Origin of the sequence: Vibrio sp. D404a (assembly GCF_030248535.1) — a bacterium.
Taxonomy (GTDB): domain Bacteria; phylum Pseudomonadota; class Gammaproteobacteria; order Enterobacterales; family Vibrionaceae; genus Vibrio.
In genome coordinates, this window is record NZ_JAHGAJ010000022.1 from 61,275 (window position 1) to 80,167 (window position 18,893).

Sequence of the window (18,893 nt, forward strand, 5' to 3'; positions counted from 1 at the left end):
TTGTGAAAATATAGAGATAATTATGAAGTTTATCCGTTGGTTCCTAGGCCGCATCATTCTGCTACTTAACTTTGTATTTACGCCGCGTGGCGTTAAGCGCTCAACAGAAGATCAAACTAAAGTTGATGAGCAAGCAAAAAGCTACGCTTTGTATCAATTCGAAGCATGCCCATTCTGCGTAAAAGTGCGCCGTGCGATGAAGCGTCAATCTGTAAATATTGAACTTCGTGATGCTAAAAACAATGACCAACATCGCGCAGAGCTTGAAGCGGGTGGCGGTCGAGTTAAAGTACCTTGCCTTCGTATTGAGAAAGACGGCAAAACTGAGTGGATGTACGAATCTTCAGATATCGTCGCGTACTTAGAAAAGAACTTCGCTTAAGCGATTCCTCTTTTTCAAAAAATTTAGCTCCATCCAAATGCAAAAAATCCCTCACTGTTGAGGGATTTTTTATGTCTGTTGCAAGCCATCTTGTTCGTCTTGGCTTATTCTTCTTGGAAAGTGACTATTTCGCGACGATCAACATGAGTTCAACGCGACGATTGCACGCCTTGCCCTGAGAGGAGTTATTGGTACAAGCGGGAACATACTCACCAAAACCACGAGTATAGATAGACTGGCTCGAAACGTAATTACGCTCTAGTCTCGCCTTAACCTCTTTTGCTCGCTTCTCTGACAACGGATCGTTAATCTGATCGTTGCCCGTATTATCGGTATGACCTTCAATCACAATGTCGATATCGGAACGTTGAGACAGATAGCTACCTAATGTATCTAGCCAAAGATCATTAACAGGCGCAGGTGTCGCAGAACCTGTTTTGAAGTTCACATGATGATTCAGCTTCACCATCACATGGTTACCCGGCAGCACTTCATAATCGATACGGTTCTGTCTAAGGAAAACTTCAAGTGGATCATCGGTAGAAATACCGACACCATAGTTGGTTGTGATAGTCGTTTGAGTTGAGCGTTTCGCCTGTTGGTAATTCGTCACCACGCGAGTCTCTTGCACAACGCCCCACTCTGGATGCATCACATCGTAATCAGTTTGTGGTGCGGTTTCCAACATATTACCGCCAAGCATTGCCATTGAGTTCGTTGTCTCACAACCTACCAATGCCAAGCTGAAAATCAGTGCTAAATACTTCATTAATTCATCCACCACTCAAACGTATTGCTTCTACCAAACTCTATATCGGCGGCTTTGCTATAACTTTAGCCCAAACTTGCGATACTTAGTGCGAAACCCTAAACCATTGTATCTGGCGGTTACGGAATCTAGATATTGAAGCATCTGGAATTGATAGCATCTGGCTATGAAACCTGAGTATTCGACTGCACCTTCAAGGTTGGAGATTAAAGGTGCTTTAGATCACAGTTAGCAGCGAATTGAACACAAGCCGCTCAACACGTCGACCTGTTTGCATTTAATTACTTTATAATTGTTTTCCTATTCCCACTAAATAGTTAGAATTCACCGACTTTTTAACGCTAGAGTAAATTATATGTTCAAGCCATTTACCCAATTCTTTGTTGCTCTTATCGCTGTAGTAGCCCTAGCAGGCTGTAGCGAAAGCAATGAGCCGCAAGCCGGCGTTCAATACGAAGCGCTTCCTGCCGCGCTGACCGAATACAATCTTTCTCCAGTTACTGAAATCTTCTCTCTTAACTGTGGTCACTGTCGTACCATGGAGACAGCCATTCCAGAGATCGAGGCACTGACTAACCAAAAAATTGGTAAGGTGCACGTAACGTTTAACGAAAGCGCACAAATCAGTGCGATGATCTTTTACACTGCGGTAATGCAACTCAACGACACACCCGATCATGCATTTATGGATGAACTGTTTGGCGCTGTTCAAATGGGTGGCGACGCAACACCGGAAGCTCGTCAGCAAGCACTAGAGACTGCGTTTACCTCTCGTGGTTTGGTGAGCCCATACCAACTAGACAAAGAGCAACAAGCAGCATTGTTCGAATACGTTCAAAAAGCGGAAGAGATTTCAGTTAAAGGTCAAATCAACTCAGTGCCGACCTTTATCGTAAATGGTAAATACCAAGTATTGACCGCGGGTCACCAAGATCTTGCTGGTATTGGTAAAACCATCAACTACCTTTTGACTCAGCCTTAATGGTTTCATTTTAATAACAGAATACGTGTATAAGCAGGTTTAACTATGTCTAAATTTATCATTCCAATTATTGTATTTATCATGGCTGGTTTCATGATCTACCGTACCTGGACTAACCACAAAGCGGGTTCAGAGAACTTCGAACAAGGCCAACAGTTCTTAATTGAAAATGGTAAAAAAGAAGGCGTTGTAACCACAGAGAGTGGCTTGCAATACCTCGTTCTTGAAGAAGGTACGGGTACAGAACACCCAACTAAAAACAGCCAAGTCACTGTTCACTACCACGGTACGCTGATTGACGGCACGGTATTCGATAGCTCAGTAGAGCGTGGTGAGCCAATCACTTTCGCACTTAAGCAAGTAATCAAAGGTTGGCAAGAAGGTCTAACTTATATGGTTGAAGGCCAGAAGGTTCGCCTGTTCATTCCTAGCACTCTTGGTTACGGCAAAGGTGGCACAGGTCCAATCCCACCATCAGCAACATTGATCTTTGATGTAGAGTTACTGGCTATTAAGTAACAACATCAATTGAACGACAAGCCCTGCCCAAATACGGCGGGGCTTTTTGTTACCATACTTTTATTCTGTTCACTTCGCCTGTCTCTATCTTCTTGTCTATCTCTATCAAGTTACTCATCTCTATCTAGTTATCTATCCCAATCCATTTACCTAGAAGCTCACCTCTTCTAAACACATTATCGTTCAATACCTTATACCTAACGACCTGAATGCAGATCCTTTTATTTACCCACTAGACGACTGGTCTAATTTTAACTATAGTGACCCAATGAATCAGAAAACAAACGACACACGCCTGCATATTTTAAATGTTGGCTACGAACTTATCGTCAACCAAGGCTTTACTGCTGTTGGTCTTTCACAGCTTCTTAAAGCCGCCGATGTTCCAAAAGGATCCTTCTACCACTACTTCAAATCCAAAGAAGCTTTTGGTGAGGCATTGATCGAGCACTACTTTGATAGTTACTTAACAAGAATTGAGTCTATCTTAGTACATGGGCAAGGCGATCATGCAGAGCGCCTGTTAGATTACCTCTCTCGCTGGCGTGACACACAAAACGGTGTCTGCAACGCTCACAAATGTTTGGTTGTAAAGCTCTCAGCAGAGGTATCTGATCTTTCTGATTCAATGCGACTCGCTTTGCAAAAAGGTGCTGACAGTGTGGTTCAGCAAATGGCAACGTGTTTAGAAAATGGTGTTAAAGAAGGGTCGATTGCTTCATTAGACCACCAGCAAGTCGCTAAAAACCTTTATTCACTCTGGTTAGGCGCGAGTCTGTTAAGTAAGTTGAGCCAAAATCCAGATACCCTAGACAGCGCTTTTGACGAAACAAAACGTATCATCGCGCTAGCTTAGCCACTCGAATGACACGAACATAACAATAACTTTCCCGCCTCAATAAGATAGGCGGGATTTTTAGAAACAAACACTAGACGACTGGTCTAATATAAACAGACATCATTAAGGATATCCAATGACTGACAACAGAAGAATCGTACTCGCCTCCCGCCCTGTCGGTGCACCAACAGAACAGAACTTCCGATTAGAGACTGTGACTAAACCAAGTATTAATAGCGGTGAAGTCTTATTACGCTCGATCTACCTATCACTTGACCCGTACATGCGTGGCCGTATGAATGACGCAAAATCTTACGCAGATCCAGTCGCAATTGACGATGTGATGGTCGGCGCAACAGTTTGCCAAGTCGAGCAATCACAACATTCAGACTACCAAGTCGGCGAATGGGTATTGGCGTACACGGGTTGGCAAGATTATGGCGTATCTAATGGCGAAGGCTTAGTGAAACTTGGCATGAACCCTAGTCACCCTTCTTTTGCTTTGGGCGTTATGGGTATGCCGGGCTTTACTGCTTACATGGGTTTGTTGGATATCGGTCAGCCTAAACAAGGGGACACATTAGTTGTTGCCGCAGCAACTGGCCCCGTTGGCGCAACCGTGGGTCAAATTGGCAAGCTAAAAGGTTGTCGAGTGATTGGTGTCGCTGGCGGAGAAGAGAAGTGTCGTCACGCAAAAGAAGTACTTGGTTTTGATGAATGTATCGATCATAAAGCGGATGATTTTGCTGAACAGCTAGCCGCAGCGTGCGACAAAGGCATTGATGTCTACTTCGAAAATGTGGGCGGAAAAGTCTTCGATGCGGTTATGCCATTGCTAAACACAGGTGCACGCGTGCCAGTTTGTGGCCTTATTTCTCAATACAACGCGACATCACTTCCAGACGGCCCTGATCGCATGTCGGCATTGATGGGGATGTTGCTTGTAAAACGTATCAAGATGCAAGGGTTCATTATTTTTGATGACTATGCCCATCGCTACAACGAATTTGCCAGCCAGATGACCAAGTGGCTTTCTGAGGGCAAGATTCAATACAAAGAACAAGTCGTCGATGGCTTAGAAAACGCGCCTAACGCCTTTATGGGACTCCTAAAAGGTGAGAACTTCGGAAAACTCGTCATCAAAACTAATCAAGCAAAGTAGGCAATAACTATGATCACTCTACACCACCTAAATAAATCTCGCTCAAAGCGAATCATCTGGCTACTAGAAGAGCTGGGCGTTGAATATCAAATTAAGCCGTACCAACGTGATTCAGTTTCATTCCTAGCACCACCAGAACTTCAGTCTGTTCACCCGTTGGGCAAATCACCAGTTATTGAAGATCAAGGTATCGTGATTACCGAGTCAGGTGCGATCACAGATTACTTGATCGAGACCTATGGCAATGGTCGTTTCGCGCCACAAAGAGGAACCAAAGAGCACCTCGAATACAATCAGTGGCTTCACTTTGCAGAAAGCTCGGGCGTTCTACCATTACTGCTAAAGATCTTTGTCGCCAAAGACGGTTGTGAAACCAACTTTTTAGCGCAGTACGCCGATGATGAAAACAATAAAATCATGGCATATCTAGATCAGTCTCTAGAAGGCAAAACCTACCTTGTCGAAGAGACACTGACTGGTGCTGACTTCATGATGTCGTTCATCGTTGAAGCGATGGAGAACTTTGGCGTGTCAGCTCCGTACCCTAATCTTGTCGCCTATGCTGAACGTCTCAAGTCACATGCAAGCTATCAAAAAGCTGAACAACTTGAACAAAAACATAACTAATAGTTAGGTCTAGTGAAGTCAAAGCCGCTTTTAATCAGCTTTGACTTCTCATTTGCTCTCATTTCGTCAACAATACCGAGCTCTAACGATCGACAATGAGTTCGCCCCATGCCACAACGCTTCTTGCAATTCACCCCACTCGCTTCAGAGTCTACGTTTAATCAGACACTGCCGACCCGTTTTACCTTTCCGTATTACTATACGCCGAGCAAAATGAGTGAATTCGCAATGGCAGATTTGCAGGCACGCTTAATCAAAGCAGGTATTGATAACGCCTCTATTGGGCAGCTTTACGCTGTTTTACTGACCCAAGATACCGCGACTGGCGAGCTCGGTTATTTGAGTGCACACTCTGGTCTTAAACCTGATAGCAGTTTAAAAGACGCCTTGTCTTCGATCGACTTTGTGCCATCCGCTTTCAACCAAGCAAACTTCGATCAAACCTGTCGCGACTTGATTCAACAAGTCGACAACCAAGCCAAAGCTATATTGACATTTGAACAACAACATAATCTTGATGAGCTCTCTACTAAGCTAGAGGCAACCAAACTGCAATCAGCACAAGAAATCGAAGCGTTTCAAAAACAGATGGCTGGCAACAAAGCAGAGCGTGATGCGATTCGTGCTGCTTATGAAGTCTCTAAAAACAACGCACCTGATGCGCAGAGCCAAGAAGAACCAAGCGTTGACGTGATAAAGCAACTCGGCGCTCAGAGCAGTCAAGAAAAGCGCGATCTTAAAAACCTAAGAGTGCGCTGGAAACAATCGATAGCTCTACTGCAGTCCGAGATCGACCACATTAATTCCACACTGCACGAACAGCGTAAACAACACGCTGAGCTTGCCGCGGAATTAGAAACTCAGCGTTTATCTAACTATGTATTTCTCAACCAAGGTCGTCAGGGAAAAACGCTGCTTGAGTTATTGGATGGGAAAGAAGCGCTAGTGGGTTCTGGCGATTGTTGCTTACCCAAGTTACTCAACTTTGCTTTCAAGCATGGCTTAAAACCTTTAGCTTTGGCTGAATTTTGGTGGGGTCGCCCACCACAACAAGAAGTGCGTCAGCATGGCAACTTATACCCTGTCTGCCAGAGTCGCAGCTTTGAGATACTCGAGCACCAACTTGAAAGGATTGAACTTGAAGACAATCCATTGATCGTCAACCCTGCCGTTGGTAAACAATTTGATATCGTTTATGAAGACAACGATATTGTGGTGGTAAACAAGCCAGCCGAGTTCCTGTCGGTTCCGGGTAAGTTTATCGAGGACTCTGTCTATTCACGAATAAAACAACGTTACCCTGATGCCACTGGACCTCTGATCATCCATCGCCTAGATATGTCGACCTCAGGCTTGTTGATTCTGGCTCTGAATGCAGAGTCAAACCGACACATCCAAAAGCAGTTTATCGAACGCACGGTAGAAAAGCGCTATACCGCCCTGTTGGATGGCGACGTTAAAGGTGAAGGTGGTGAAATCAGCCTACCTTTGCGTGGAGACATCACAGACCGACCGAGGCAGCTGGTTTGCCAAGCACATGGTAAAAAGGCGGAAACACGCTGGCAGGTAGTACGTCGTAACGAGGACAAAACTAAAGTTCACCTTTACCCTAAAACAGGTCGCACTCACCAACTTCGTGTACATTGTGCTCACCCTGAAGGCTTAGGCACGCCCATCACTGGCGATGACCTGTACGGATATAAACGCGACCGTCTCCACTTGCATGCGGGTTACCTTAAACTCATCCATCCGACTACTGAGGAGTGGATGGAGTTCGAAGTTCCAAGTGAGTTTTAGCTAAATCATTGACTCCAAATTCTGGTTTGATAAACGTGTTTGAGAGTTCACCCTACAACAAACCTAGAATTGGCGACGCGACATAGCTAGACAATAAAAGAGTTATCATGGCAGGTACACCAGCCTGCCATGTATCAAAACGTACATGGAAATAGAGTGCGCCAACAGAGACAAAGGCGAGCAAAGTTGCACCTATCATCGAAAACAGCATTGGTGCCCAACCAAGTAATCCCAACACTAGCATTACCGCACCTGAAAACTCCAAAACACCCACCAAGAACATGATCTGTCGATTTAACCCATAGCTTTTAAAGAAGGTTAGCTGTGTTTCAAATACCTTTTGATGCCATGCCAGTGTTTTGATCGAGCTTGCTAATACAAAAAACAGAACCAATACCCAACTTGCAACAATCGTAATAGTCATCTTCATCACCCTTTATTTCTCTAGAAAGTGAGGATATTTAACCATTCAACTTTCGACCGATAAATGCTAATTTTTAGATAGCATAAATTCCAAATTAGAATGTGAAAATGGATAAAATCGACTGTATCAAGGTATTTGTGGTCACAGCGCGGCTCAATAGTTTCACGCTTGCGGCCAATGAATTGGGCACGACTCAAAGCGCTGTCAGCAAAAAGATCGCGTGGCTAGAAGAAAATCTAAAACTCACTCTGTTTCAGCGCAACAGTCGCAAAATCGCTTTGACACCTGTTGGCCGTGACTATCAAACGTACTGTTTGCGATTTCTCGATGAAATGACCAGCTTTGAGGCGCAATTAACCAGAGAATCACAGTCTGTTGAGGGTGAACTCAAGCTCTCCGCACCTTCGGCCTTTTCAAATCAAGTCTTGGTCCATCCGTTAAAAGCCTTTATCGAGCGTCATCCTAAGATTCGTATCAACCTAAGCGTTAACGACAACCTTATTAACTTGAATGATCATACCGTGGATCTAGCGATCAGAGCTTCAAGACTCAGTGACTCTAATCTAAAAGCCAAGCTGCTTTTTGAAAACCGCGTCCGCTATTACACTGCGCCAAACTACATTGATAAATTCGGCGCGCCCCAAACACCGAACGACTTAGCTGCTCACCAATGCCTGACTTATTCGCTGATGAAGCCATCACACGATTGGTATTTTAAAGATAAATCGGGACAAGAGAACAAGATCCGAGTTAATGAATACTTCTCTTCAGACAGCCCAGAAACGCTACTGACCATGACAAAATTGGGATTGGGGATTTGCGCACTGCCAAGTTGGATGGGAGAAGAGTCAGTCCAACAAGGGGATTTGGTTGAAGTATTAACACCTTGGAGCCGACAAAAACTCCCTATGTACCTGCTCTACCATCCGAGCGATTACCTACCGCTTAGACTGAGGACATTGATTGACTTTCTCTCAGACTACTTCGCAGAACACTCCTCCCTGTGAAAATAGCAAGGCTATACTGAGGTCATAAAAAACGGGCGGTATCAACTCTGGATATAGAGTGAATACCGCCCGTTAACTGTTCAAATTTCTATTGCTGTCTGCGCTTTCTTACTTCACTCGCTTACTTCACACCGCTAGCAAATCAGAGCGTCAGACCAGTGAAACTTAGAAAAGGCTCGCGAAGAACAACTTGATGTGGTCAAGAATGCGCTTAAAGAAGCTGCCTTGTTCCACGGACTCAAGCGCCACCAAAGGCTGAGTTTGGATATCTTCACCGTCTACAGTGTAGTGAACCACACCCAGTGTTTGACCCTTTTCAATCGGTGCTTTCAGATCCGAAGTTAGCTCAACCGATGCTGATAATTTCTTACCATCGGCTTTAGGCAAAGTAATGTATGTATCTTGATCAACACCCAACTTTAGCGTGTCTTTCTCACCAAACCACAGTTTTTCTTCTGAAATCTGATCGCCACTTTGATGTGGGTTTAGCGTATCGAAGAATCGGAAACCGTAACTTAGTAGCTGTTTGCTGTCGGACTCACGACCTTTAATGCTGCTAGCGCCCATCACCACCGCAATCAAACGCATCTCGCCTTGTGTCGCAGAGCTTGCCAAGCTGTAGCCCGCTCCAGAGGTGTAACCCGTTTTCATACCATCGACGTTCAAGCTTCTATCACGAAGCAAGCCATTACGGTTGTGTTGGGTAATGCCGTTGTAGCTGAACGAGCGTTCGCTGTATAAGCCGTATACTTCCGGTAAGTCTCGGATAATCGCACGGCCTAGCAGCGCAATATCATAAGGGGTTGAGTAAAGATCTTCCGCATCTAGACCGTGGGCATTGGCAAAGTGCGTGTTCTCTAACTTAAGAGACGCCGCCCATGAGTTCATCAAATCGACAAATGCGTCTTGAGAGCCCGCGACATGTTCTGCGATAGCAACGCTGGCATCGTTACCCGATTGAATAATCAAACCGCGGTAGAGATCCATCATCGCAACATCAGTGTTGACCTCGATGAACATCTTCGAAGAATCTGGGAATTTCTTTGCCCACGCATTCTCGCTGATTCTCACTTTATCATCCGCTGAGATGTTGCCGCGTTTCATCTCTTGCCCAGCCACATAGCTGGTCATCAACTTGGTTAAACTCGCTGGGTTTAATTTCGTATGAGCGTTATTTTCAACTAAGACTTCACCTGAGTTGAAGTCCATTAAGACATAGCCTTTTGCGCCTAAACTAGGGGGAGAAGGAACAATCGTTGGCGCTGCCATTACAGCATTACTCGCAGCCAATAAACCAAAAAGAGAAAGTGAATATTTAGCGAACAATTTCATTAGACTAAACCTGAGTTAACGTTTTGTTCAGTATAGCTAAATACACAAGAAAGACGCTGAAACTTTACGTTGCTTTACTCAAATGAACCTTTAGTTACAAATTTCAACGAATAACTCGATTTGTGCTCGAATATTGAGTCAATATTATTGATTAGAGAAATACTTTTATCGATTAGGTATATCTCTAAATAACATATCGATAAAACTCGAAATACGCTGATCCATTTGGGAATGCGTTAAGCCACCTTGAATCCCAGATTGTGCGAGTGCTTGCCACTGTATTACCGCGCTATTTGGCAACAAGAAGACCACATATAACGACCCTTTCTCCGCCTTTTTGCCTTGTTCATTGTAAAAAGGAACACCCGTTGATAGGTTCAATTTATTCAAAATAGATTGATCACTAAGCTCCGATTCTTCTGCTAATCCAAAGCCAATCACCACGTCACCTTGCACACCGTTGGACGCCAATTGATAACCCTTTTTTGCAAGATGATTTTCTATGGCGGAACGAACAATATCGGTCACTTCCGTCTTATCGTAGTTTTTCGAAAGGTATGCTTGCTCAGAACTTGGGTGCCATAAATACGTCTGTACGCCCTGATTCATAAAGGTAAAATCACCACTCGTCACCACACCATAATCATGCTTTAACGGTACAGGTTCAGTTGTACATCCCACCAAGCCAACAGCCAAAATAGCACTCACCAAAAATTTGCTTAGAGTTTTATATTTCATTTGTCGCTTCCTTTTCGATATATGTTCTACGATTGAATTCCACACCAACACATTCAGTAATTATATTAACAAAAAACCTTTTAAACGTTTGCGTAATCGCTAACCTTCACTTTCGCTCGTTTTGGGGCTTTTATCACAAAAAAAGGCTTGCTATAGTCAGCACCAGTTAAACAAAACCAGACCATTCGAGGCACGGAGCTTCCTCAATAATCTCATGAAGAGAAGGATTGGTACCGACACTGTATCGGCAAAACTAAGAGGGTCCAACAATGGAATTTAATATGGTTGAAATTTTAGGTTACGCAGCATCTATTATGGTTGCGATTTCATTAACTATGAAAGACATCGTTCGCTTACGTGTTCTTAACTTTATTGGTTGTGCTCTCTTCACTGCTTACGGTGTAATGATTGACGCATGGCCTGTAGTAGCGACCAATGGTTTCATCGCAATCGTAAACGTTTATTTCCTTGCTAAAATGCAAAAGGAAAAAAAAACGGAAGCGTTAAAAGCTGCTAAAGCCTAGCACCCGAATCTGATAAAAAGCCCGAGCAATTCGCATTGTTCGGGCTTTTTTCATATACAGTGTTTAACGTGAGACAAACATTCAGGGTCAGCGCTTACGTAACACTGAGTATTGTTTCTCCCTGCTTCCTTAGCTTGATAAAGCGCAGCATCCGCTTTCTCTATGATATTTTCTATCCCTTGCTCTAATGGTGCGTGGCAACATCCAGCACTGATGGTGATCTCTCTACACAAGCCTTGAACCTTAGCTACATCAATCCTTATCGCCTCTGCTAATGCCACGAGTTGTGATTCATTACAGTCGAAAGTTACCACAACAAACTCTTCACCACCGTAGCGTGCAATCAATCGGTTTGCCGTCTCAAACTCTTTCAACTTCAGCGCAACGGCTTGAATCACCTTATCGCCTTGAACATGACCAAAATCATCGTTAACACGCTTGAAATGATCGATATCAAGCAAGATAGCCCCAAGATTCGCAATAGATACCTGATCGTTTTGTACTCTCGCTTTGAACTGCTCCATAAAGCTTCGACGACTGTTGATTCCGGTCAGATAATCAAGGCTCGCTAGCTCAAGCATTTTCTGGTGCCGATTCTTTAGATATAGAACCAACACGGAAATGATGGCTAGCAAACTGACAAACAGAGCCAGAAGACTCACAAACAGCAAGCTGTGATTCTTTTTTAACTCTTGTTCAGAAATACCAGCGACGATAACCCAATTCAGATAAGGGTAGAACTTGTAGAAGATATTCTTAGTTGCTACGCCAGATTCGTTTTGCAGATCAAACTTGACGTGTCCTTCTCGTTTATTCAGAACTTGTTCAATAAAGCTCTTAGACGTCGACTCAACAACGGAATCGAAGGCACGATTATCGAACTTGTTTTGAAGGATACGCTGGCCATGAAGGTCGACAATATAGATGTAGCCGCTCTCCCCGTACGCGTATTTGCTCAACTTCTCTTTCAATTGAACCTGATCAACAAGAAACATGAGTTCATCTTTATAAGTGGAAGCAACTAAGGTATTACCACTAGGGAGTTTTCTTGAATACGCCACTTTCGCCCTTAATCCAGCTTCATGAGGGTTGGCATGGTAATACTGCGAAATCCCTTCTTTAAGCTCCAACTGTCGCTGGATATGCGCTATTTGTGACCTGTCCTGACCTTGTAAAAATGGATGATATAGGTGAACGCCTTCAGGAGAGATCAAATAGAGATAGCCGGACTGCCCCACTTTTAATGTATTGGCTAAATCGGCCAGTTGTTCATGTTCCGGCAACTGATTATGACTTTCAACGTAGGAATGAGCAGTATCAATAACTCCTTTCAGGTAGGTTTTAATCGCTTCGTTTACTGTCGTATCGACAATGTCATAACTTGCGTTAACGATAGTATTAAAAAAGACTTGGTTTGATTCTAATAGCGCTTCTTTAGTGCGATTAAACTGAATTGCAGACAACACCAAAGAGACCATGGCGAGTCCAATTGAAACATTAAGAATGTATTTGCGTCTGACTTTCAAAGCTACCCCATACGCCCTCACTACCAGCAGTGTCGTTTTACGTTATAAGCAGCGTGTTTTATATCATAAACAGTAGGGGGTATGTATTACGGGATTACCTACGAAAACGTTTGGTTCATCGATATGTGACCAAGACCAAAAACGCCACACTGATAATATCAGCGTGGCGAATTATTATTTTATAAATATATGCTTGGTAACTATTTTTTCTCAAATTCGAGAACTAACATCACACTTTATTGACAGACGACAGTCCAGCTGCCGTCACTGCCCGGCTCAGAACTTGTCCACCAGTTAGCTTGGTAAATGCTGCCGTTGTGTACCACTTGGTCACCCGTGTTTGCATGGCTTGGGTTACCGGCCCAATCTTTCTGTGGCAGATCTGGGTACACTGTTAAGCCTGCAGTATCACAAGTACCAGGGGTTGTGCCACCATCGCCTGGGTTACCGCCACCAGAACTGATATCACCTAAAGGTAAATCTGGTTGTTCAAAGCTGAAGGCATAATCGACACCACCTACGTTAACGGCATAGTTTGCAGGGCCTGAAATTGGTAAGTAATACACCATATCCAGCTCATACACACCACCAGCAGGCAGCTCTTTCCATGCAGGTAATGTAAAGGCCACGCGGTGCATAGTACCGTCTAATCCACCGATGTTATCCGCACGAGTATGACCCGAAGCAATCACGGTCAAACCACCACCAGATTGATCTTTCGCGTTGTCTGGTGCAGATACTGGAATATCGAACTGGAACTCAGTACCGCCGGGCAGTGCTTGACCCGTGTTGTTCGTGAACGTGATCTTAGGGTTAATTGGGTAGTTTTGGTCACCGACTTTAAAACCACCAACCGAAACTGCAATGTCGAGCGCTTCTGTAGGAATTGCGCCAGTCGCGACTTTGTTTCCATATGGCGTTGCTGACTTAAACTTATCGTAGATAGCTTTAGTCATTGTGTTACCCATATGGAACTCACCATTACCGCTGTTACACGCTTGCTCTGTGGTATCAACCGTTGTGCGGTTATCACCTGCATCAAGTACATAACAGTTGTAGTCGCCAGCCAGTTCCCAGAACATGATGCCGCCGATTTCCTTATCGATAACGTAGTCCGCTTTCACATTGATTGATTCTTTATCTTCCGTAGAAAGGAACACGCCTTTTTCAGCATTCCATAACCAAGGTGCAACCGCCACGCTGTCGTAGTTACGCGTGTAAGTCCCTCTTAAAACATCCGTTGGATCGTTGACAGGATCAAGCTTGTAAGCATCCGCATAAGAACCCCAAATGCCTTTCTCTAGGTTCTTCGCATGCCACATTGGGTTCGAACCTGCGCCCATTTCGTTTCCTTTAGGGTCGGTATCATGCCACATGTTATCGATACCAATCGCACCGTGACCACAGTTGTTCTTCTCGCCTTCACCTGTACCAGCGGCACATTCAGATTGGTTAGGCAGTGCAGCTCGGCCCCAAAGACCATTTTCACCACCCGTTACACCCTGCCAACCACGCGTGTAGTACGGCACACCGATGTTAATACGACCCGCTGGCATTGAACCTCGGAAGTAATGGTAAGCCCAATCCGTATTCAAGTAGCCAATACCGCCATACGCCGCTGTATCGTATACATTCCACTGTGCTAGCTCTGAATCTTTACCTGTATCGAACAAGGCAGCGTTATGACCAACGTGGTCGTTCCAAGCACCGTGAAGGTCGTAAGACATGATGTTCACGTAATCAAGATATTGAGTGACATCGAATGTTTCCATACCGCGCAACAGGTAACCAGAAGAAGGTGCCGCGATAGTTAACATGTAGTGATTGCCATCTTCAGCAGACGCCACATCAAGCTTCTCACGCAGTACTTTCATCAGTACTTGGTATGAAGCCCATAGGTACTGACGACGTGGTTCCATAAAGTCTTTGTCGTACGGGTTACCCGCACCAGCCATTGAGGTTGGGTACTCATAATCGATATCTAGGCCATCGAATTGATACTTACGCAGCATTTCAACCGCTGACGTCGCGAATGTTTCGATGCCTTGATGGTTAATAGAGCCATCAGCATTGGTCGTCATCGTGTAGAAACCACCATCAGCTACACGGCTGCCGTCTGTTGCAAAGTGACCACCAGTCTCAGCCCAACCACCAATTGAGATTAGTGTTTTAACACCGTGTTTTTTCTTGGCTGTAGCGAGCGCACCAAAGTGACCTTTAAAGCCTAACGCAGGGTCAACCTCTACGCCCGGCCACTCTTTCCCTACCGCAGCATTATTTGGATCATTAACATCACCAACGTTCACTTTGCCATCCGAACCGATGCTCACGAACGCATAGTTAATGTGTGTGAGTTGTTCCCAAGGAATGTCATTCACTAAGTAAGCCGCTTGAGGGTCGTCTCCTGCACGCCAGCTGGTGAAGTAACCAATCACACGACGAGGGTGATCCGCGCCCATTTTCTCACGGCCTTCATCGTCGTAGATCGTACAGTAAGGAACATCGACACCTTGCGTTTGATACAAGCCATCAGGACGACATGTACTCACCGTTGGAGCACCATTCACCTTCAAAGAAGCCAACGCTGAATCCGTTGTTGCACCTTGATCGTCGGTCGCTTTGGCGTAAACAGACAAAGTACCCGCTTGAGTGGTTGTGTAGTCAAGCGTGTACGGGCTTGTTGCAGCCGTTCCAACTAAAGAACCGGCCACATAAAAATCGACTTTATCAACCGTACCATCACTGTCGGCAGCCGTTGCAGTGAGTGTTACCAAGCCACCCACATCAACAGAGGCCGCAGAAAGTGCGACTGATACCGTTGGTGCTTCATTACCAGGTTGCAATGAATCAACAGAAATGGATACCGCACTTGCGACACTCGCTGCGCCTTCATTGTCTGTCGCGACAACCGATACCTGATGGTTACCCGATGTTGCAGCCCAAGCCGCTTCAAATGGTGCCGCTGTCACTACTGCAACCGAAGAACCATCGACAAAGAATTCTACTGAAGCAACACTGCCATCAGCATCAAGTGCCGTTGCACTTAACACGACATCATCACCCTCAACGATCACGTCCGATGCAGTAGGTGCTGTTAACGAAGCTGTCGGCGCTTCATTTGGTGTACCGCCCCCAGAGCCGCTGCACACATCGACTTCCTTCCATTGCGCGAAGTCACCTTCAAACTCGCTTGGGTTGTTGTTCTGATTCCAATAGTTTGCTTTGTACGCGCTACCGGCATGAGCGACTTGATCACCGCCAGTATAAACCGTTGCTGAATCCCACTTTTCTAGTGTGGAACAATCGACAGCCGCATAACTGTTAAATGCCATAAGACACGATGCGGTGAGGGTACTGAGTGTAAAAACCTTCTTGGCCACTCTTCCTTGGTTTAGGTGCATGTTTGCTATCCCTTAAGTTGTTGTTTCAAGTTATTTAATTCAAGTCGCAAGATCACGACCACTTAAATCTCTTCGCAAAACAACTGTAGGTAACAAAGACAATTTCGCACCCTAAACATTCCCTATTTATAAAATGACTCGCATTTATTTGCTGACACTATGCAACCACTCGACACTTATTTTGCACCGACAACTAATATTAAATTTATTTCGGAAAGCTAAAAAATAGACAGTCAAAACACACTTTACCCATACTACCTACAAGGACAAGATGCCCCTAAAGTAACCAAAAAGTAGAGATTTATAGATTGAATGGATTTCTTTTTGGAATTCGCCGACTTTCTGGTGATAGATGTGTTAGTATCTGCGACTTTTTTGACGAACCTCACATTTTCAAAGGGAGATGTGCGGGAAATACACGGGCTTCACGGCCAAATATAGCGAAGAAATAATGTCTAACTTGACGCAAGTCGCCAACGAAAACATCAACGCAGAATCTACTTCTATCAATTTCACTAAAGCCCAATCTCTGGGTGAAAAGCTAGAACTTGGAAATCCAGTGTTCTGGCTCAGCGGCAGTTTTTTAACTCTCTTTGTCGTTCTCGCTTTTACCAACACTTCAGCCTTATCTGAACTGGTTAACATCGGTTTTAGCTACTCAACTCAATGGTTCGGTGCTTACTGGCAAGTGCTATTGCTGCTCAACTTTATTCTCGGTTTAGTGTTAGCATTGGGCCGTACAGGTCAGGTTCGTTTAGGACAGCTTGCCCTACCAGAAATGTCTACATTCAAGTGGATGTCGATTGTTCTTTGTACCCTACTCGCCGGTGGTGGCGTATTCTGGGCTGCTGCTGAACCTATCGCCCACTTCGTCTCTGCTCCGCCTTTGTACGGTGAAGCTGATCCACAAGCAATGGCGTTTAACGCACTTTCACAGTCTTTCATGCACTGGGGTTTTCTTGCTTGGGCGATCTTAGGCGGTTTATCTTCTATCGTATTGATGCACTTACATTACGACAAAGGGCTGCCTCTAAAACCTCGTACTCTGCTTTACCCAGTTCTGGGTGATAAAGCCATTAACGGGTGGATTGGTAACGTGGTTGACGCGTGCAGTATTGTTGCAGTAGCTGCTGGTACGATTGGCCCTATCGGTTTCCTTGGACTTCAAATTAGCTACGCACTGAGCGAATTGTTCGGGTTTGCCGACAACTTTGCGACACAAAGCGTGGTTATCCTGTTTGCTATCGCGATGTATACACTGTCTGCATTAAGTGGCGTCAGTAAGGGCATCCAACTAGTCAGCCGTTACAACATCATCTTGTCTGTATGCTTAATTGGCTACATCCTTGTTGTGGGCCCAACGCGCTTCATCGTCGACGGTTACCTGCAAGGTATGGGCGAAATGATTGATAACTTCATCCCTATGGCGCTTTATCGCCAAGATACAGCGTGGTTAGGTGGCTGGACAGTATTCTTCTGGGGTTGGTTCTTAGGTTATGGCCCGATGATGGCGATTTTCATTGCTCGCATTTCCCGTGGTCGCACTATTCGCCAAATGATCGTGTCTATCAGTATCGTTGCTCCATTGGTAACCTGCTTTTGGTTCAGTATCGTTGGTGGTAGCGGTTTAGCGTTTGAGTTGGAAAACCCTGGTGTGATTTCTAGTGCGTTTGAAGGCTTTAATCTTCCGGCTGTATTACTGGCTATCACTGCACAACTGCCATTTCCGACTCTGATTGCGATACTGTTCCTTATCCTGACCACCACGTTCATCGTAACGACAGGTGACTCAATGACCTACACCATCAGTGTGGTTATGACAGGCACCACAGAACCAAACGCAGCGGTACGCACCTTCTGGGGCATCATCATGGGTGCCGTAGCCATTGCGCTTATCTCAATGGGCTCTGGCGGTATATCTGCGCTACAGTCGTTCATTGTTATTACTGCCGTTCCTGTATCATTCATCTTACTACCATGTTTATGGCATGCACCTAAGATCGCGACACAGATGGCAAAAGAGCAAGGTATCGCTTAATACCGAAGCCAATTTATTTAAGCTTATTGTCTCGAATAAAAAAGCCACTCAAGTGATTCACCTGAGTGGCTTTTTTGTATTGGTTCCATTGTTTCAGCGTCAGAAACTAGTACTAAGCATACTTAATGAAGGCTTGAGTTAACTGCTGAAAAAGTGAGTCTACGCTAGGCAGAGGCTTCACATGCTCAGACAACAGAGTATGAACATGTGGGTCTACTACGGTTGGATTACCGCAGATTTGATTATAAAAATTAACGGGCGCAACACTGCTCTCTAAGTCGACATCTAACAAAATACAGGCTTGCGAAAGGACTATTTGACCGCCACCGCGTTTAAGCAAAACACGCTGAGCCGTACCTACTATTTTCTGTTTGTTGATATTGAGGTTGTAGTCGCCATCACAATAAGAGCCGGGAGTCGCATGCACATCCACATCGACGCCCAAGTCTTTAAAAAACAGAGTTAAGACATTGCATAGATGTAGATACGCTTTTTTGATGTCGTAGGCTTCATTACTAGGCCAATGATAAATATGCGATAGGTTAATAATCCCCGGCAACTGGGGGACGGGAGCGCCACCTGTTTTTCGCGAAGAGAGTTGCCAACCTTGCGCCTCAAGTTGTTTTCGAGACTCTAAGGTTACTGGCCACTTTTTACCTGAAGGCAAAACGAGTGTCGGCGCTTTTGCTTGCCACAACAACAAGGCTTGTCCAATCTCACCAGATTGAATTTGCTGCAGTAGCTCATCTTCTTTTTCAAACGCACGATCAACATCTATGTGCGGGTAACGTACAAGTTTATTCGTTAACTTCAATGCACTTTTCCTC

17 protein-coding genes are annotated in these 18,893 nt (G+C 44.8%); 10 read left to right on the forward strand and 7 right to left on the reverse strand.

What is annotated here, in order from left to right; genetic code table 11:
• Positions 1–22 precede the first annotated feature (22 nt).
• Positions 23–382 carry a glutaredoxin gene (locus KI655_RS14130; protein ID WP_285406126.1) on the forward strand — a complete coding sequence of 120 codons (360 nt, stop codon included), beginning with the start codon at positions 23–25 and terminating at the stop codon, positions 380–382.
• Between the two features lie 124 nt (positions 383–506).
• Here KI655_RS14130 and KI655_RS14135 read toward each other — a convergent pair whose 3' ends face one another.
• Complete coding sequence (locus KI655_RS14135; RefSeq protein WP_285406128.1) at positions 507–1,151, reverse strand: OmpA family protein; 645 nt, start codon at positions 1,149–1,151, stop codon at positions 507–509.
• A 355-nt stretch (positions 1,152–1,506) separates the two neighbouring features.
• Between KI655_RS14135 and KI655_RS14140 the strand changes: the two genes are divergently transcribed.
• The 6 genes from KI655_RS14140 to KI655_RS14165 all read left to right on the forward strand — a co-directional run bounded on the left by KI655_RS14140 (position 1,507) and on the right by KI655_RS14165 (position 7,076).
• The gene (locus tag KI655_RS14140) at positions 1,507–2,133 is read left to right on the forward strand and encodes a thiol:disulfide interchange protein DsbA/DsbL (RefSeq protein WP_285406131.1); all 627 of its coding nucleotides are present in this window, start codon (positions 1,507–1,509) and stop codon (positions 2,131–2,133) included.
• A 45-nt stretch (positions 2,134–2,178) separates the two neighbouring features.
• The gene (locus tag KI655_RS14145) at positions 2,179–2,652 is read left to right on the forward strand and encodes an FKBP-type peptidyl-prolyl cis-trans isomerase (protein WP_285406134.1); all 474 of its coding nucleotides are present in this window, start codon (positions 2,179–2,181) and stop codon (positions 2,650–2,652) included.
• 268 nt (positions 2,653–2,920) lie between these two features.
• The gene (locus tag KI655_RS14150; RefSeq protein WP_285406137.1) at positions 2,921–3,508 is read left to right on the forward strand and encodes a TetR/AcrR family transcriptional regulator; all 588 of its coding nucleotides are present in this window, start codon (positions 2,921–2,923) and stop codon (positions 3,506–3,508) included.
• 118 nt (positions 3,509–3,626) lie between these two features.
• Positions 3,627–4,652: an NADP-dependent oxidoreductase gene (locus KI655_RS14155; RefSeq protein WP_285406139.1), complete on the forward strand. Its 1,026-nt coding sequence runs from the start codon at positions 3,627–3,629 to the stop codon at positions 4,650–4,652.
• A 9-nt stretch (positions 4,653–4,661) separates the two neighbouring features.
• Positions 4,662–5,279, forward strand: a complete 618-nt coding sequence (locus KI655_RS14160) for a glutathione S-transferase family protein (protein WP_285406141.1) — start codon at positions 4,662–4,664, stop codon at positions 5,277–5,279.
• Positions 5,280–5,387: 108 nt separating this feature from the next.
• A complete protein-coding gene (locus KI655_RS14165; protein WP_285406142.1) occupies positions 5,388–7,076 on the forward strand; it encodes an RluA family pseudouridine synthase in 1,689 nt (562 codons plus the stop codon).
• Positions 7,077–7,128: 52 nt separating this feature from the next.
• On the opposite strand, the gene KI655_RS14170 is transcribed toward KI655_RS14165, so the two are convergent.
• Positions 7,129–7,500: a DoxX family protein gene (locus tag KI655_RS14170; protein ID WP_285406143.1), complete on the reverse strand. Its 372-nt coding sequence runs from the start codon at positions 7,498–7,500 to the stop codon at positions 7,129–7,131.
• Between the two features lie 107 nt (positions 7,501–7,607).
• On the opposite strand from KI655_RS14170, the gene KI655_RS14175 reads away from it, so the two are divergent.
• Positions 7,608–8,507 carry a LysR family transcriptional regulator gene (locus KI655_RS14175; protein ID WP_285406144.1) on the forward strand — a complete coding sequence of 300 codons (900 nt, stop codon included), beginning with the start codon at positions 7,608–7,610 and terminating at the stop codon, positions 8,505–8,507.
• 165 nt (positions 8,508–8,672) lie between these two features.
• Here KI655_RS14175 and KI655_RS14180 read toward each other — a convergent pair whose 3' ends face one another.
• Positions 8,673–9,839 (reverse strand): D-alanyl-D-alanine carboxypeptidase family protein, encoded by a 1,167-nt coding sequence (locus KI655_RS14180; RefSeq protein WP_285406146.1) that lies wholly within the window; start codon positions 9,837–9,839, stop codon positions 8,673–8,675.
• A gap of 165 nt (positions 9,840–10,004) precedes the next feature.
• Positions 10,005–10,577 carry a DUF4136 domain-containing protein gene (locus tag KI655_RS14185; protein ID WP_285406150.1) on the reverse strand — a complete coding sequence of 191 codons (573 nt, stop codon included), beginning with the start codon at positions 10,575–10,577 and terminating at the stop codon, positions 10,005–10,007.
• A gap of 269 nt (positions 10,578–10,846) precedes the next feature.
• On the opposite strand from KI655_RS14185, the gene KI655_RS14190 reads away from it, so the two are divergent.
• Positions 10,847–11,101, forward strand: a complete 255-nt coding sequence (locus KI655_RS14190) for a YgjV family protein (RefSeq protein ID WP_032552699.1) — start codon at positions 10,847–10,849, stop codon at positions 11,099–11,101.
• Between the two features lie 50 nt (positions 11,102–11,151).
• Here the strand turns inward: KI655_RS14190 and KI655_RS14195 are convergent, their stop codons facing one another.
• Both KI655_RS14195 and KI655_RS14200 read right to left on the reverse strand, forming a co-directional pair.
• Positions 11,152–12,627 carry a sensor domain-containing diguanylate cyclase gene (locus tag KI655_RS14195; protein ID WP_285406154.1) on the reverse strand — a complete coding sequence of 492 codons (1,476 nt, stop codon included), beginning with the start codon at positions 12,625–12,627 and terminating at the stop codon, positions 11,152–11,154.
• Positions 12,628–12,863: 236 nt separating this feature from the next.
• The gene (locus KI655_RS14200; protein ID WP_285406156.1) at positions 12,864–16,028 is read right to left on the reverse strand and encodes a chitinase C-terminal domain-containing protein; all 3,165 of its coding nucleotides are present in this window, start codon (positions 16,026–16,028) and stop codon (positions 12,864–12,866) included.
• A 451-nt stretch (positions 16,029–16,479) separates the two neighbouring features.
• Between KI655_RS14200 and KI655_RS14205 the strand changes: the two genes are divergently transcribed.
• Positions 16,480–18,066 (forward strand): BCCT family transporter, encoded by a 1,587-nt coding sequence (locus KI655_RS14205; protein WP_285406159.1) that lies wholly within the window; start codon positions 16,480–16,482, stop codon positions 18,064–18,066.
• A 112-nt stretch (positions 18,067–18,178) separates the two neighbouring features.
• Here KI655_RS14205 and KI655_RS14210 read toward each other — a convergent pair whose 3' ends face one another.
• A complete protein-coding gene (locus KI655_RS14210; RefSeq protein WP_285406163.1) occupies positions 18,179–18,880 on the reverse strand; it encodes a lipoate--protein ligase in 702 nt (233 codons plus the stop codon).
• Positions 18,881–18,893 lie beyond the last annotated feature (13 nt).

Coding starts and splice junctions, on each gene's coding strand:
- KI655_RS14135 (WP_285406128.1), bottom strand. CDS start 1,151: ATGAAGTATTTAGCACTGATTTTCAGCTTGGCATTGGTAGGTTGTGAG.
- KI655_RS14165 (WP_285406142.1), top strand. CDS start 5,388: ATGCCACAACGCTTCTTGCAATTCACCCCACTCGCTTCAGAGTCTACG.
- KI655_RS14150 (WP_285406137.1), top strand. CDS start 2,921: ATGAATCAGAAAACAAACGACACACGCCTGCATATTTTAAATGTTGGC.
- KI655_RS14140 (WP_285406131.1), top strand. CDS start 1,507: ATGTTCAAGCCATTTACCCAATTCTTTGTTGCTCTTATCGCTGTAGTA.
- KI655_RS14170 (WP_285406143.1), bottom strand. CDS start 7,500: ATGACTATTACGATTGTTGCAAGTTGGGTATTGGTTCTGTTTTTTGTA.
- KI655_RS14200 (WP_285406156.1), bottom strand. CDS start 16,028: ATGCACCTAAACCAAGGAAGAGTGGCCAAGAAGGTTTTTACACTCAGT.
- KI655_RS14185 (WP_285406150.1), bottom strand. CDS start 10,577: ATGAAATATAAAACTCTAAGCAAATTTTTGGTGAGTGCTATTTTGGCT.
- KI655_RS14145 (WP_285406134.1), top strand. CDS start 2,179: ATGTCTAAATTTATCATTCCAATTATTGTATTTATCATGGCTGGTTTC.
- KI655_RS14175 (WP_285406144.1), top strand. CDS start 7,608: ATGGATAAAATCGACTGTATCAAGGTATTTGTGGTCACAGCGCGGCTC.
- KI655_RS14190 (WP_032552699.1), top strand. CDS start 10,847: ATGGAATTTAATATGGTTGAAATTTTAGGTTACGCAGCATCTATTATG.
- KI655_RS14160 (WP_285406141.1), top strand. CDS start 4,662: ATGATCACTCTACACCACCTAAATAAATCTCGCTCAAAGCGAATCATC.
- KI655_RS14205 (WP_285406159.1), top strand. CDS start 16,480: ATGTCTAACTTGACGCAAGTCGCCAACGAAAACATCAACGCAGAATCT.
- KI655_RS14130 (WP_285406126.1), top strand. CDS start 23: ATGAAGTTTATCCGTTGGTTCCTAGGCCGCATCATTCTGCTACTTAAC.
- KI655_RS14155 (WP_285406139.1), top strand. CDS start 3,627: ATGACTGACAACAGAAGAATCGTACTCGCCTCCCGCCCTGTCGGTGCA.
- KI655_RS14180 (WP_285406146.1), bottom strand. CDS start 9,839: ATGAAATTGTTCGCTAAATATTCACTTTCTCTTTTTGGTTTATTGGCT.